The organism is Streptomyces triculaminicus, assembly GCF_017349075.1.
Taxonomy (GTDB): Bacteria; Actinomycetota; Actinomycetes; order Streptomycetales; family Streptomycetaceae; genus Streptomyces; species Streptomyces triculaminicus.
In genome coordinates, this window is the sequence record NZ_JAFMOF010000002.1 from 1359494 (window position 1) to 1373429 (window position 13936).

At 72.3% G+C, this 13936-nt stretch carries 13 protein-coding genes; 5 read left to right on the top strand and 8 right to left on the bottom strand.

Annotated elements, in window-relative coordinates; genetic code table 11:
- The first annotated feature begins 46 nt into the window (after positions 1 to 46).
- Complete coding sequence (locus J1792_RS16285; RefSeq protein WP_086573443.1) at positions 47 to 832, top strand: maleylpyruvate isomerase family mycothiol-dependent enzyme; 786 nt, start codon at positions 47 to 49, stop codon at positions 830 to 832.
- A gap of 34 nt (positions 833 to 866) precedes the next feature.
- On the opposite strand, the gene J1792_RS16290 is transcribed toward J1792_RS16285, so the two are convergent.
- From J1792_RS16290 to J1792_RS16305, 4 genes are all read right to left on the bottom strand, one after another.
- Entirely contained in the window at positions 867 to 2096 is a 1230-nt protein-coding gene (locus J1792_RS16290) for an MFS transporter (RefSeq protein ID WP_207247560.1), read from the bottom strand.
- Positions 2093 to 3331, bottom strand: coding sequence for a 5-aminolevulinate synthase (hemA, locus tag J1792_RS16295; protein ID WP_207247561.1), 1239 nt, complete (start codon positions 3329 to 3331; stop codon positions 2093 to 2095). The genes J1792_RS16290 and hemA overlap by 4 nt, the downstream gene beginning before the upstream one ends.
- A gap of 222 nt (positions 3332 to 3553) precedes the next feature.
- Positions 3554 to 4312 carry a hypothetical protein gene (locus tag J1792_RS16300; protein WP_207247562.1) on the bottom strand — a complete coding sequence of 253 codons (759 nt, stop codon included), beginning with the start codon at positions 4310 to 4312 and terminating at the stop codon, positions 3554 to 3556.
- Between the two features lie 352 nt (positions 4313 to 4664).
- Positions 4665 to 5678: a YihY/virulence factor BrkB family protein gene (locus tag J1792_RS16305; protein WP_207247563.1), complete on the bottom strand. Its 1014-nt coding sequence runs from the start codon at positions 5676 to 5678 to the stop codon at positions 4665 to 4667.
- Between the two features lie 238 nt (positions 5679 to 5916).
- Here J1792_RS16305 and J1792_RS16310 point away from each other — a divergent pair, with 238 nt between their 5' ends.
- Complete coding sequence (locus tag J1792_RS16310; protein ID WP_307843007.1) at positions 5917 to 6912, top strand: glycoside hydrolase family 43 protein; 996 nt, start codon at positions 5917 to 5919, stop codon at positions 6910 to 6912.
- 17 nt (positions 6913 to 6929) lie between these two features.
- On the opposite strand, the gene J1792_RS16315 is transcribed toward J1792_RS16310, so the two are convergent.
- Positions 6930 to 7877 carry a helix-turn-helix domain-containing protein gene (locus J1792_RS16315; protein WP_207247564.1) on the bottom strand — a complete coding sequence of 316 codons (948 nt, stop codon included), beginning with the start codon at positions 7875 to 7877 and terminating at the stop codon, positions 6930 to 6932.
- 333 nt (positions 7878 to 8210) lie between these two features.
- On the opposite strand from J1792_RS16315, the gene J1792_RS16320 reads away from it, so the two are divergent.
- Positions 8211 to 8831 (top strand): NlpC/P60 family protein, encoded by a 621-nt coding sequence (locus J1792_RS16320; RefSeq protein WP_086567542.1) that lies wholly within the window; start codon positions 8211 to 8213, stop codon positions 8829 to 8831.
- Between the two features lie 468 nt (positions 8832 to 9299).
- Here J1792_RS16320 and J1792_RS16325 read toward each other — a convergent pair whose 3' ends face one another.
- The gene (locus tag J1792_RS16325) at positions 9300 to 9587 is read right to left on the bottom strand and encodes a hypothetical protein (RefSeq protein ID WP_207247565.1); all 288 of its coding nucleotides are present in this window, start codon (positions 9585 to 9587) and stop codon (positions 9300 to 9302) included.
- 431 nt (positions 9588 to 10018) lie between these two features.
- Here J1792_RS16325 and J1792_RS16330 point away from each other — a divergent pair, with 431 nt between their 5' ends.
- Positions 10019 to 10264: a hypothetical protein gene (locus J1792_RS16330; RefSeq protein WP_086567545.1), complete on the top strand. Its 246-nt coding sequence runs from the start codon at positions 10019 to 10021 to the stop codon at positions 10262 to 10264.
- Positions 10265 to 10328: 64 nt separating this feature from the next.
- Here the strand turns inward: J1792_RS16330 and J1792_RS16335 are convergent, their stop codons facing one another.
- On the bottom strand, positions 10329 to 10784 hold the full coding sequence (locus J1792_RS16335) for a hypothetical protein (RefSeq protein ID WP_242705140.1): 456 nt from the start codon (positions 10782 to 10784) through the stop codon (positions 10329 to 10331).
- 364 nt (positions 10785 to 11148) lie between these two features.
- Between J1792_RS16335 and J1792_RS16340 the strand changes: the two genes are divergently transcribed.
- Entirely contained in the window at positions 11149 to 11895 is a 747-nt protein-coding gene (locus J1792_RS16340; RefSeq protein ID WP_207247566.1) for a transglycosylase SLT domain-containing protein, read from the top strand.
- Between the two features lie 76 nt (positions 11896 to 11971).
- On the opposite strand, the gene J1792_RS16345 is transcribed toward J1792_RS16340, so the two are convergent.
- On the bottom strand, positions 11972 to 13765 hold the full coding sequence (locus J1792_RS16345) for a serine/threonine-protein kinase (RefSeq protein WP_207247567.1): 1794 nt from the start codon (positions 13763 to 13765) through the stop codon (positions 11972 to 11974).
- Between the last annotated feature and the right edge of the window lie 171 nt (positions 13766 to 13936).

Consider the following 13936-nt stretch of genomic DNA (forward strand, 5'->3'; position numbering starts at 1 on the left):
ACGACCCGTGCCGGGCCGGGGAGCGCCGACGAGAAGGACACCGGACATGAATCCAGACGCCCACGCCTCGGCCGTCGCGACGGAGACGGCGGCGTTCGTCGCCCTCGTCAAGGGCGCCGACCTCTCCACCCCGGTCCCGTCCTGCCCGGACTGGACCCTCGCCGACCTGACCCGGCACGTCGGCAGCGTCCACCGCTGGTTCGCGGCCCTGTTGCGACAGCGCGTCCAGCAGGCGCCGACCAGCCGCGACATGGACCTGCGCCTGCCGGAGCGGTCCGAGGACTACCCGGACTGGCTGGCCGAGAGCGCCGCCGAGGCCGCCGAGGTCTTCGCGGCCATGGACCCGGACGCCCCGATGTGGGCCTGGGGCGTCGACCAGCACGCCCGGTTCTGGGTCCGCCGCATGCTCTGCGAGACGCTCGTCCACCGGGCCGACGCCGAACACGCCCTCGGGCTCACCCCGCACATCGACCGCGAACTGGCGGTGGACGGCGTCGACGAGTTCCTGACCAACCTGCCCTTCGCCACCCCCTTCGCGCCCCGCACGGCCGAACTGCGCGCCCCCGACCGGACCATCCGGTTCAGCTGCACGGACGCCGACGAGAGCGGCGAGGGCGACGGTGGCGGCGACTGGCTGATCCGCCTGCGCCCCGACGGCTTCGGACCGGTGCCCGCCGACGCCGCGCCGCGCACCGCGGACGCGACGGTCCGCGGCACGGCCGCGGACCTGCTCCTGCTCCTCTACGGCCGCCTCGACCGCGACAGCGACGCCTTCGAGCTCCTGGGCGACCGGGACCTGCTCGCCCACTGGTTCGCCCACTCGGCGTTCTGAGCACGGCTGCCGGCCGGGCCCGCCGGTCGTACGCTCAGGCCTTAAGCCGGGCGTTCGACCGGGCGGTCACGGCCGACAGGCCCGCCGCGATGACGCCCAGGCCCGCCGTGACGGCGACGAACGCCGGGCCCGCCGGCTGCCAGGGGCTCAGCACCGTGGTGCCCACGGCGACGCCCAGGTGGTCCAGGGTGCCGTTCCACGAGACCACGCTCGCCCTCCGGCGGGGGCTGGCGCTGCCGAGATAGGTCTGCTGCGTGGTGTAGAAGGCGCCCCCGGCCGCGAACCAGACGAACAGCGCTGCCAGAGTCACCGCGAGCTGGGTGACGGACAGCGCGACGACGGCGGCCGCCACGAACACCAGCGCGAGAACGGCCGACAGGCCGTTCTCGTCGCGGCCGCGCTCGCGCACCCGGTCGATCACCCGCCCGGCCAGCACCGACCCCGCCAGGGATCCCGCCCCCACCAACAGCCCGACCAGCCCCAGCCGCCCCACGTCGAACCCGAACCGCTCGGTGAACAGCGCGCCGACGAACGTATACGCACCCAGCCGGCCCGCCTGCAGGAACCCCGTCGACAGCAGAGGCAGCGCCAGCCGCCGGTCCCGCCAGATCCCGAACCCGCCCAGCACCGAACCCCGGCGGGCCGGGCGAGGGCCGCGCAGCAGCCAGAGGACGAGGACCACCACCGGCACCAGCCCGGCGGCCAGCGCCGCGAAGGCCCAGGACCAGTCGGCGGTCCGCGCGAGCAGCCCGCCCAGCGGCACGCCCAGGACCTGGCCGAGGGCGTAGCAGGCCACCCCGCCGGCCACCGCCCGGCCGCGCTGCCGCGGCGCCGCGGCCTCGGCGAAGTAGGCCCACATGGCCGGTGCGGCCATCGCACCGCCCAGCCCGGTCAGCGCGCGGGCGGCGGTCAGCGCGCCCAGGCTGCCGGCCATGGCGCACAGCAGGTTGCCGCACAGGAACAGCAGTCCGCCGCCGGCGACGAACACCCGGCGCGGAAACCGGTCGGAGACGCCGCCGAGCAGGGGAGCGGCGACGGCGTACGTCAGCACGTAGGCGGTCACGATCCGGGCCGCGGCACCCGTGCCGACGTTCAGGTCGTCGGCGATCGTCGGCAGCAGCGGCGACACCAGGAAGGTCTCGCACCCCATGAGGAAGAGGAAGGCGTACAGCACGGCGCAGCGGCCCCACGGCGTGGCCCGCCGGTCGTCCTCCGCCGCCTCCGGGCGGGGGACGACCAGCGGCCCGGGTCCGGGGCCGCTCACGCCGGTTCCGCGTAGGCGGGCGCCGGCGTGCGGGGCAGGCCGAGCTCGTCCCAGGTGCGGTCCAGGACGTCCGCGAAGTGATGGACGTCCTCCGGCCGGTGGACGGGCGAGGGGTTGATGCGCAGCCGCTCGCTGCCCCGGGCGACGCTCGGGAAGTTGATGGGCTGCGCGTACAGCGCGTGGCGGTCCAGCAGGATGCCCGCCAGCCGCCGGCACTTGTCCACGTCGCCCACCAGCACCGGCACGATGTGGCTCTCGTCGCTCACCAGCGGGATTCCCGAACGGCGCAGCAGCGACTTCAGCAGCCCGGCGCGCTCGTGCAGCAGCTCGCGCTCGGTGTCGCCGGCGCGCAGGTGCCGAACGCTGGCCAGGGCGCCGGCGGCCAGCGCCGGCGGCATGGACAGGGTGAAGATGAACGCCGGGGCCAGGCTGCGCACCGCGTCGATCACCGGGTCGGGCCCGGCCAGGTATCCGCCCGCGGTGCCGAAGCCCTTGGCGAACGTGCCCATCAGGACGGTGACCCCGTCGGCGACGCCGAGCTGCGCGGCCAGGCCCGCGCCCTGGGGGCCGTACATGCCGACGGTGTGCGCCTCGTCGACGTACACCAGGGCGTCGTGCCGCTCGGCGACCGCGCACAGGTCGGCCATGGGGGCCATGTCGCCGTCCATGGAGTAGACGGACTCGAACGCGACCACCTTCGGCCGGCCGCGACGGACGGTGCTCAGCCGCCGGTCGAGGTCGGCGGGGTCGTTGTGGGCGAAGACGTGCCGCTCGGCGCCGCTCGCCCGCATCGCCAGGATCATCGAGGCGTGGTTGAGCCGGTCGGAGAAGAACGCGCAGTCCGGCAGCGTCCTGCCCAGGACGTACAGCGCGGCGTCGTTGGCGGCGTAGCCGGTGATGAAGCTGAGCGCCCTCTCCTTGCCGTGCAGGTCGGCCATCTCACGCTCCAGCGCGACATGGTGCGGCGTGGTGCCGGAGATGTTCCGCGACCCACCGGCCGCGGCGCCCGAGGCGTCCAGCGTGGCGCGCATCGCGGCCAGGACGGCGGGGTGCTGACCCATGCCCAGATGGTCGTTGCTGCACCAGACGGTGACCTCCCGGGGCCCCGAGGGCCGGTGGTGCAGAGCGCGCGGGAAGCGCCCGGCGAGCCGTTCGATCTCGACGAACGTGCGGTACTGCCCGGTCTTGCGGAGACTGTCCATACGATCGGCGAAGAAGCCTGAGTAATCGAACATCGGTGGAAATCCCCCCGTGGTGGGGCGCGTCCCCCCGCGCCCTCGCACCTTAAGCATGCGGCGGAAGGGATATCTTTCGCATCACCGACGAGGACGGTGTCATCTCCATCAAACGTGGCATTCACGGCACGGGGATCGCTACTCCCACCGAGTACGGGACGACCCCGAGCCCCTACCTCAGGAGGATGGCGCGCCGCCACTCCAGGGGTCAGCGCGCGTCGCTCAGCGGGTGATCTCCACGCGCACGTCCAGCCGGATCCTCGCCGTGGTGTCGGCCGCCTGCTCCAGCGAGGGGTCCTGATGGAGCAGGATCGTCGTGGCGTCGGCCGAGGAGACGACGCCGACGGTGCTGCTGTCGGCCCAGATGCACACGGGCACCGTGAAGGACTGCGCGCCCAGGGACGGATCAGTCGTCTTCATCTTCTGGCACTTCATCACCGCGTTGCCGTCCAGCCGGCTCGGCCTGAACGCCTTGGGACTGCCCTCGAGCTCCGGCTTGCCCGTGGGGTCCGCCTGAATGCCGAGGATCAAGGTGCGGAACATGTTGTCCACCGTCGCCTCGGGATCCTTCACCCCACCCCACAGGCCGCCGAAATTGGCCAGCTTGAGAGAGGGTGCCGTGGTGTCGGACCTGTACGCGCCCCCGACGCTCTGCGCGTCGGTGACGCCGACGATCGCGAGCGTCTGCTTGTCCACCTCGCGGAACGGATCCCGGCTCGTGACCGGGTCCTTCCGGTACGTGCCGGCCAGGATCGTGTCCGGAGCGGTGAGCCGATAGCGCTTGCCGTCTCCGGTGCCGGACGGCGTGGAGCCGGGCGCCGCCTCGACGGCGTCCCTGAGGCCGCCGGGGCCCGCCGCCCCGGACGGGCCGTCCGTCCCCGGGGCCCGCGAAGGCTCCTGCCGGTCGCTTCCCTGCGTTCCGCGCGTGAGGACGACGGCCCCGGCAGCGACCGCCCCCGCGAGGACGAACACCCCCACCACGAGGGCGACCGTCCTCCCCTGCCCCGCCCGCCCGGTGGCCGCGGCGGTGGGGGCGGGTACGGATACGGGGCCGGGGCGGTGGGCGGTTGCGGCGGCTGGTGCGGCGGTATGCCATACGGGCCCGGCTGGTCCTGACTCATCGACTGCCTCTGCGTTCTCTCCCCGTGCCGGACACGGCGGAGCGTTGGTCGCGCACGACGTCCTCATCGATGGCATACCGGCCGCGTCGCGCGCAGGCGGCAACGATTCCGGGCGAACGCCCCCGCCCACTGCTCCTTCACACCCGCCCGACCGCCCCTCCGCCCCCGTATCACCTCACCGAACGGCGGCGCGCCGCGTCCGGCGACCCCGGTCAGCCGTCGTCCCCGTCCTCGCGGTCCTTGTCCGGCCAGGCGTGGGTGTCGCGGGGCTGGACGTAGGGCTCCTCGCCCGGGGGGTGTCCGCCGATGATCGCCCGTTGCCGGGACAGTTCCGCGTCGAACTCCAGGCCGAGCAGGATCGCCAGGTTCGTGATCCACAGCCACACCAGGAAGATGATCACCCCGGCGAGGGTGCCGTACGTCTTGTTGTAGGAACCGAAGTGCGCCACGTACAGCGCGAAGCCGGCCGAGGCGGCCATCCAGATCGCCAGGGCCAGGAAACTGCCCGGGGTGACCCACCTGAAGCCGCGGCCCCGCGCGTTCGGCGCCGCCCAGTACAGGATTGCGATCATGATCGTGACCAGCAGGATCAGCACCGGCCACTTGGCGATCGACCACACCGTGAGCGCCACCTCGCCCACACCCAGCGCCTTGCCCATCTGCCGCGCCAGAGCCCCGGTGAACACCACCAGCAACGCACTGACGCACGCCAGGATCATCAGCACCAGCGTCAGGGCGAGGCGCAACGGCGTCACCTTCCACACCGGGCGCCCCTCGCGGATGTCGTAGACGGCATTGGCGGAGCGGATGAACGCCGCCACATACCCCGACGCCGACCACAGCGCGGCCAGCAGACCGACCACCGCCAGAATCGATCCGAGACCACTGGCGGCCCGCAGTTGCTCGATCGCGTGGGTGACGATGTCGCGGGCCGCGCCGGGCGTGAACGTCTTCAGGTTCTCCAGAATGCTCTTCGTCGCCGACTCGCCCGCGACACCCAGCAGTGACACCAGCACCAACAGCGCGGGGAACAGCGCCAGCACCGCGTAGTAGGTCAGGGCCGCCGCCCGGTCGGCGAGCTCGTCCTCCTTGAACTCCGCCGCCGTGCGGCGCAGCACCGCCCACCACGACTTCCTGCCCATGTCGGTCGGTTGGCCGGGCGCCTCCCGCGTACCCCGGCGCCCGGGCCCCTCGCCCTCGCCGTCGTGCCGCCTGTCCCGTGTCATGACAGCACGGATATCCGTACACACTCCCCGCCAACCCTACGGCCCGCTCGACCCCGCCCCACCGTCATTCCGACGGCCCACGCCCACGCCGCGCCCGGACGATCCGATGGGCCGCCCTCCGAAAGCGTGACGCGCGGCCCACCGCACCCCACGGGCCGCCCCCGCGCACCACACTCGCGCTGACGCACCGCTCGACCGAGCGGACAAACCGAGCGGACAAGCCGAAGGAAGGGATTCCGTGCTCCCCGTGCTCCACCACGCCGCCACGCGCCGGCCCCACCGTCTTCTCGTTCTCCTCGCCGTTCTGGCGGCCGTCCTGTGTCACGCCGCCGCCCCGGCCGGCGCCGCCGTGAGCGGCCCCGTCATCGACCGTGAATTCGCGGATCCCGACGTGGTGAAGGCGGGCGGCACCTACCACGCCTACGCGACCAACGGCGAGGGAAAGAACATCCAGCACGCCACCTCGCGCGACCTCGTCCACTGGACGGTCGTGGGAGCGGACGCGCTGCCCTCCCTCGGTGCCTGGGCGGTGCCGGACCGCGGGAAGGTGTGGGCCCCTGAAGTGTTCGACAACGGCACCGGCTTCACCATGCACTACACCGCCCTGGACCGGGCAGGCGGCAAGCAGTGCATCGGCGCCGCCCTGTCGCCCTCGCCCGACGGCCCGTTCCGGCCGGTCGGTGACGGCCCCCTGGTCTGCCCGGTGGCGGAGGGCGGAGCCATCGACGCCTCCAGCTACACGGAGAACGGCCATCGCTACATGCTCTGGAAGAACGACGGCAACTGCTGCGAGATGGACACCTGGCTCCACCTCCAGCCCGTCTCCCGGGACGGAACCCGCACGACGGGCCCGGCCGTCCGGCTGATCAAGCAGGACCGGCCCTGGGAGGGCAAGGTCGTCGAGGCGCCCACCCTCGTCAAGCGCGCCGGCCGCTACGTGCTGTTCTACTCGGCCGGCTTCTACGGCGAGGACGCCTACAAGACGGGCTACGCCCTGGCGAGCCGCCTCAACGGCCCGTACACCAAGGCCGAGGCGCCGCTGATGAGCACCGAGTCCTTCGCCGGCGCGGTCCACAGCCCCGGCGGCCAGGACGTGGTGACCGGCCCGGACGGCCGTGACCGCATCGTCTTCCACGGCAGGCGCGCCCTCGGTTCACCCCGGGCCATGTACATCGCCGGCCTCGGCTTCGAGAACGGCCGTCCCGTGGTGCGGGGCGGCGCTGCAGGGGCCTGACCGCGGTATGAACGCGGTCAGCCCCACTTCTGGTGACCGGAGCGGTCGCAGGGGCGGGCCCGCAGTCCGGCATTCCCGTCGTCGTCCAGGCAGGCCCCCGTCGCCTTGCTCCTGAGCTCCACCGACTCGTCGGGCCATGTGGTCACCGTCCACGACTGCGCGGCCGCGGCGGAGGAGGACGCCGAGCAGGGAGCCGCCCGCAGTTCCGCCTCGCCGTCGGCCAGACACGCGCCCGTGGCGTGGTTCCGCAGCTGACGCGTGCCGTCCGGGAAGGGATGAACCGTCCACCGCTGGTAGCTCATCCCGTTGCAGTCGTAGGAACGCAGCCTCTTGTCGAGGCTGTCGTCCAGACAGCGCCCGGTCGCCCGGCTGACGAAGATCCGTACGGACTCGGACAGCCCCGTCGCGTGCTGCGGCGCGCGTTCCTTGCCCGCCGCCTGCGTGGTGCGGGAGCCGGCAGTGGACGCCGGGTCGGCTTGCAGGGTGAGCGACGTGAGCGCGGCACCGAGCAGGAGGCCGGCGACGGTTCCCGCCGTGGCGTACGCCCAGCGGCCGCGCAGCGCGGTACGGAGTGAGCCGAGCCGACGGCGGGCTCGAGGTGCCGGTCCGTCAGCCGGTTCGTCAGCCGGTGCGTGAGCGGGGATGCCAGTCGGCGCGTCAGCCGGCCCTTCGATTGGCCCTTCAGCCGGCTCGGGGTCCGCGGGTGGCCTGCCCTGGCTACGGTCGGCCGCTTCCCACAGGGCCCGGTACTCCGTGTGGTCGGCGCCCAGCACCCGGCACAGTTCACGGACCGTGGACCAGGGCGGGACCGTGGTCCCGAGGAAGTACCGGGAGAGCGACGAGTCGCTGCTCTGCACTTCGGTCTCCAGGGAGCGCAGCGTGCGGCCGGACCGCCGCTGCAACGCACGTAACGCGTTCCCCAGTTGCCGCGCCGGGCTGCTGGCACGCCTGTCACCGCCGGCCATGCGAACTCCCTTCCGCACATCCGACGACGCCTGTCCCAACAGGTCTCGCCGGTCCCGGGACGAGCACGTCCCAGCAGGTCAGAACCCTAGGGATCCCGACCTCACTGAAGCAAACGGGACATTCTTGCGGTGGGTGACACGCCGCCACAGACTCGGATCACCGGCTCGGCAGCCGGACCGGGAACAACCGGGTCCGTCGCCGCGCCGACGGGGCGCCACATGAGCAGGCGCAGAAGCGCTGTGCCGCGGCCCCGAACCATCCGAGCGACGAGGCGCACAGCGCACTGCCGCGCCGATCGCCGCATCACCCTTTCACCCACACGGGAGACACCCATGTCCAACACGTCCACCACCCCGTCCACGACCGTGGTCAAGCGATGGGGAATGGCGGCGCTCACCGCCCTGGTGTGCGCGGGTTCCACGGCCCTGTCGGCTCCTTCGGCACCCGCGGCACAGCCCACCGCGCCGACGACCGCGGCCCACGCCGCCGCCCACCACGCCCCGGTCACCCGGGTCGCGGCGCCCGGCATCAGCCGCGCCCAGATGCTGCAGCGGGCGAAGACCTGGCTGACCGCCAACAACGGCCGACCCGTCCCGTACAGCCAGGTCAAGCACTGGAAGGACGGCTACCGGCAGGACTGCTCCGGCTACGTCTCCATGGCCCTGCGCCTGGGGGTTCCCGCCCCCAACACCGTCAAGCTCAAGAGCAGCCGCTACACCCGCCCGATCGCCATGAACCAGCTCGCCCCCGGCGACCTCGTCATCAAGGCGGACAGCGACAGCGCCGACTTCCGCCACGTCGTCATCTTCGACGGCTGGGCCGACAGCGCCCACACCGCGTACAAGTCCTACGAGCAGGCCGGCGGCGTCGGCACCCGTTGGAAGCAGCACTCCTACGGCGTGAACGGCCGCGACGGCTACCACGCCTACCGCCCGGTCAATATCACCGGCTGACCCCCCACCGGCAGGTTCCGGGCCCTGGTGCGCGGCCGTCGGCGATGACGCCGCGCACCAGGGCCCGCGAAGCGGGCCGGCCCCCTTCCCGGCGCTCCGTGCCGGAAGGACCGGCCCGCACCCTGCCCCACCGCCACGACGGCCTTCTGGAGCCGACATGCTGTTCGAACGGTCCCGCACGCGGACCTTGGCCCTCCTGTCCGCCGGTGCCGCGGTCGCGCTGTTGCTGACGGCGGCGTGGTGGGCGCGATGGCCGCACCCCGCCCACGACCCGACGGGCGCGCGTGCCCCTAGCGGCGCCCCCACCGCCCAGCTCCAGCGGTTGCTGCACGACGCGGAGCAACTGCTCCTGCGGTCCTGCATGCGCGGCGCGGGCTTCGACTACCACCTCGTACCCAGCGCTTCACTCACGGACGACCGTTCCTTTCCCTACGTGCTCGACGATCCCGTCCGGGCGAGGGAGCAGGGCTACGGCCGCGACATGTGGCGGGACTTGCGTGAGCTCGCCCGGCGCGACCCCAACCGCCGGTACTTCCAGTCGCTGCCCGCGCCGCGCCGGGCCCAGGCCCTCGTCGCCGCGAACGGCCCCAGCCCCGACGGGCTGCGCGCCACCCTTCCCACCGGCGGCGTGGTGCGGCGCAGCGACCGCGGGTGCGTCTCGGCCGCCCAGCGCCGGTTGTACGGCGACGTCAGCGCGTGGTTCCAGCTGTCGAACACCGTGCGGGCCCTGGACTCCCTGCGCAGGGCCCGGGTCATGGCCGACCCCCGCTACACCCGCGGCGTCACCGCATGGGCGCAGTGCATGCGCCGCGCCGGCCATCCGTACGACACCCCGGGCCAGGCCCGCGCCGCCGCCCTTTCCACCACCGATCCCATGCCGCGCGGACAGGAGACCGCACTCGCCCTGGCAGAGGCGCGGTGCGCGACACGGACCGGGCTCGCCGGACTCGCCCGGCGGCTCGACGACCACCACGGCTCGGCGCTGCGCCGCCAGTACCGCCGTGACATCGATCGGAAGGTCCGCCTGCAGAACCAGGCGCTACCAGGGGCGCGCGGTCGTCGCCGCCCTGGGCGAGCGCTGACGGGCCCACCGGACCGACAAAAGCCCCCGCCGGATGCCGCACCGGGCGGCACGGCCGTGACAGAAAGCGAAGGACAACGCATGACGACACACAAGATTCGTACGCGTGCTCTGCTGGCCGGGCTGCCGGAACAAGATCTCCGACGTCTGGAACAACGGCTTCCCCGGCCGTCTCGCGAACGTCCGCCTCTACTACGGTCTGGCCATGACCGGCTCATGGGTCTGCCTCCAGCAGGGCCAGTCGATTCCAGACCTGAACGCCGCGGGGACCGTGTTCACCGCCCCCGGCCGAGGCCAGGGCGAGAAGGTGAACGACAACATCTCCTCGGACGACTGGGTCGACGCCTGCTGACCCACCCGGCCACCGCCCGGGAGCGGCGGGCCGGCAGCCGTAGCGGCTGTCGGCCCGCCGCGGCTCAGATGCCGTTCGCCCAGGTGCTGTACGCGCACAGGCCGAGGAACCCCGCCACGCACACGATCACGATCCACGAGGTGAGCCCGGTGTGAGGGCTGCGCCCGTCGCGCCGCGACCGGGGCTTGCGTCGCTGCCGGGGTCCGCGGGGCGTAGGCGTCGTGGCGTCGTCGGTGGTCTCGGCGAGCAGCCGGCGGCAGGCCGCGGCCAGGGCGGCCGTCCCGGCGGAGAGGGGGACCACGGCTTCCGCGCGCGCCGGTGCGGTGGTGCCGCCGTCGAGAATGCGACCTGCCCGCAGGAGGGCCTCGTCGCTGCCGCCCGTGGACGCGAGGCTGATCCAGCGCTGTACGTGCTCGCCTCGGATGACCACCTGGCCGGCCCGGTCGCGGTAGACGGTGTGCTCCTGCCACAGCACGCCGGCCAGCTCGCTCGCGACTTCCCTCAGTTCCGCTCGTCTCACTCTGGTCCCCACCCTTGGTGTCGAACAAACGTCTCATTCTAGCGTCCGTCTGCGAGTGGTGCCGCAGACCGTGCCCGTTTGCTCACGCCGAGCGATTGGAGGGGGCCGGGGATGTGAGGGCGCTCATGGGGCGTGGCTCACATACGAAAGAGGGCCGTACCGGAGTGGCGGCGGAATTCCGGCATTTGATCTCCTGTCGGGGGTGTGGGGGTACGGCGTTTCGCCGTAGGTCACACCTTTGCCAGGGGGTTTTCGGGCCGCTAACAATTGCTGAGTCGCACGGCGCCGTCGACCGAGAAACGGCGCTCTTTTTGCGCCATTGACGGCCATTGCGACGTAAGCGATTGGAAGGGTTCAGCTCGTTATGCGCTCCACCGTCTCCGGTTATTCCGCTCTGTCCAAGGCTCATAAGTTCTCCGCTGCCGGTCTGGTGACCGCTGCTGGTGCCGCCGCTCTGACGTTCGCCCTGGTGCCGCAGGCTCAGGCTGCGGATGCTCACTCGGTCGGTGTGAAGCCGGTGTCGCTGAGTGCTCAGGAGTTCGGTGTGACGCAGGACGCGGACCTGGCGAAGGCCGCGGACGCTGCTGCCGGTCAGGCGCAGGTCAAGGCCGCTGCCGCGGTGAAGGCCGAGGCGAAGGCGAAGGCCGATGCCGCCGCGAAGGCGAAGGCCGACCGTGAGCGTGCGAGCCGTTCCGAGGCCCGTAAGCCGATGAAGCCCGCCGCCAAGCCCGCCGCGAAGCCGGCTCCGGCCAAGCCGGCCGCCAAGCCCGCTCCGGTGAAGAAGGCCTACGCGGACAACCTGGACGGCTGGATCAACGAGTCGCTGGACATCCTGCGTGCCAAGGGCATCCCGGCCTCCTATGACGGCATCAAGCGCAACATCATGCGTGAGTCGACGGGTAACCCCCGTGCGATCAATGACTGGGATGTCAATGCGGTGAACGGTGTGCCGTCGAAGGGTCTGCTGCAGATCATCGACCCCACCTTCAAGGCGTATCACGTCGAGGGCACGTCCTGGGACATCTATAACCCGGTCGCCAACATCACCGCGTCCTGCAACTACGCGGCCGACAAGTACGGCTCCATGGACAACGTCAACTCCGCATACTGATAGCAGCACGTAGCGCATCGCATCGCCCGAGGGGCGCGGCACCCGCAAGGGAGCCGCGCCCCTCGCGCGTGCCCGCTCAGCCGGAGTACCTCCAGAGGGTGAGCAGCGTGTCGAACGAGGGCAGCTCGTTCTGGCCGACGACGTCCTTGATCTCGATCATCGCCAGGTTGTGCTCCGTGGTGATGGTGCAGAGCACCATGCCCTTGTGGAGCGTGGTGTGGTCGACCAGGTCCTTCTTGTTGACGTCCGCCGGCAGGACATTGGTCTGCGCGCCGGCCAGACACTGCTGGTACGTGGTGCCGCTGCTCACGCCCGTCGTCGTGTTGAAGTGCACCCTCTGGAAGAGGTCGGAGCCCCCGTCCACGGCCTCGTACCGCAGTTCCGCGCTCGTCGACTTGGTGTTGTCGGTGCTGCTCTGCGGCGTGTCGAGGTCGGCGAAGAGGGAACCGTTGCTCGGCGGCCGGAGCGTCAGCTGTCTGCCCGAGAAGACGAGTGCGCCCGGGGTGCCTCCGGTGTCCGCGGCCGCGCCCGCTGCGGGGCTCGCGAGGACGGCGGCGCCCGGCGAGGGGGTCGGGGACGACCTCTGGGCGGGCGGGGTCTGGGCGGGCGGTGAGGCCGACGCGGCCGCGCCCGTCACGGTCTTGTGCGACGAGGACGGCGCGTCGTGGCCGTCCGGCCACCAGTGCACGACCGCGCTCACGCAGGCGACGGCGGTCAGGGTGGCCGCGGCGAGCAGTGGGAGACGGCGGCGGCGTGACGTCGGTGCGGGCGAAGCGTCGGCGGGGTGGCCCGGCCCGGTGCCGGTCGGGGGGTGTGCTGCGGCGTTCCCGGAGTTCTGGCCGGGGAAGCCGCCGGTGTACGGCGGCTGGGTCGGGCCGTCGGGCCCGAAGGCGTCCGGTCCCGCCGCCGCCCCGTGGCCGGAGTGCCCGTAGCCGGTATGCCCGTAGCCGGTCTGCGCGGACCCGGTCTGTGAGGGCTCGCCTTCCGGCGTGAGCGGCGCGTCGGGGAGCGCCCCGACCGCCTGTTCCCTGCGGGTCGTCTCGGCGGCGATCGGGGCGGGTAGCCAGCCGTCGAAGTCGCGGAGCCTGCGGCCGCACGCCTCCTCGCACATCGCCGCCAGCTCCTCGGGCCCCGGCCGCTGTTCGGGGTCGCCGTCGAGACAGCGGTCCAGGAGCGGGCGCAGTTCACGGGGGTAGCGGCTCAGGTCGGGCGGGTGGGAGACGGTGTTGCCGATCCGGTGGGCCAGCGTGGTCGCCTGCCCTTCGCCGAACGGGTGGTGACCGGTGGCGGCGACGGCCGCCACCAGCCCCAGCGAGAACAGGTCGGCGGCCGGCGTGAGGGGGAGCCCGGCGACCTGCTCGGGGGACATGTACTGCGGGGTGCCGACGACACCGCCGCTGCGGGTGAGCTGGGTGGAGTCGGCGGCTCGGGCGATGCCGAAGTCGATCACCCACGGTCCCTCCGACCCGAGCAGGATGTTGCTCGGCTTCAGGTCGCGGTGGATGATCCCGGCCGCGTGGACCGCGCGCAGCGCCTCCGCCACACAACCGACGAGGTGGAGGACGGCAGGGGCGGGCAGCGGGCCGAAGTCGTCGAGCGCGGTGTTCAGCGGCAGCCCGGGAATGTAGGTGCCGGCGAGCCAGGGTCTGGCGCCGGTGGTGTCGTGGTCGACGACGGGCACGACGTGATAGCCGCGCACCTGCCGTGCGGCGCGGGCCTCCTGCTGGAAGCGCAGACGGTACTCCTCCTCGTCCGCGAGCTCTCTTCGGATCAGCTTGAGCGCCACCGGCTGGTTCCCCCGGGTACGGGAGAGGAACACCGACCCCATGCCCCCCTCGCCGATCCTGGCCAGCAGCTGGTAACCCGCCACCTCTCGCGGGTCTTCCGTTCGCAGTGGCCTCAAGTGGCCCTGCTTCCACGAGATTTCGATGAGAATCCCTCCCCGGTCGTTCTGAGGGGTGCGATGCTAGCGGCGGCACCGCGCCACGGTGGCCGAAAACCGGATGACCGACGGGCTGTGGCACGTCCGGCACGCCTGCCT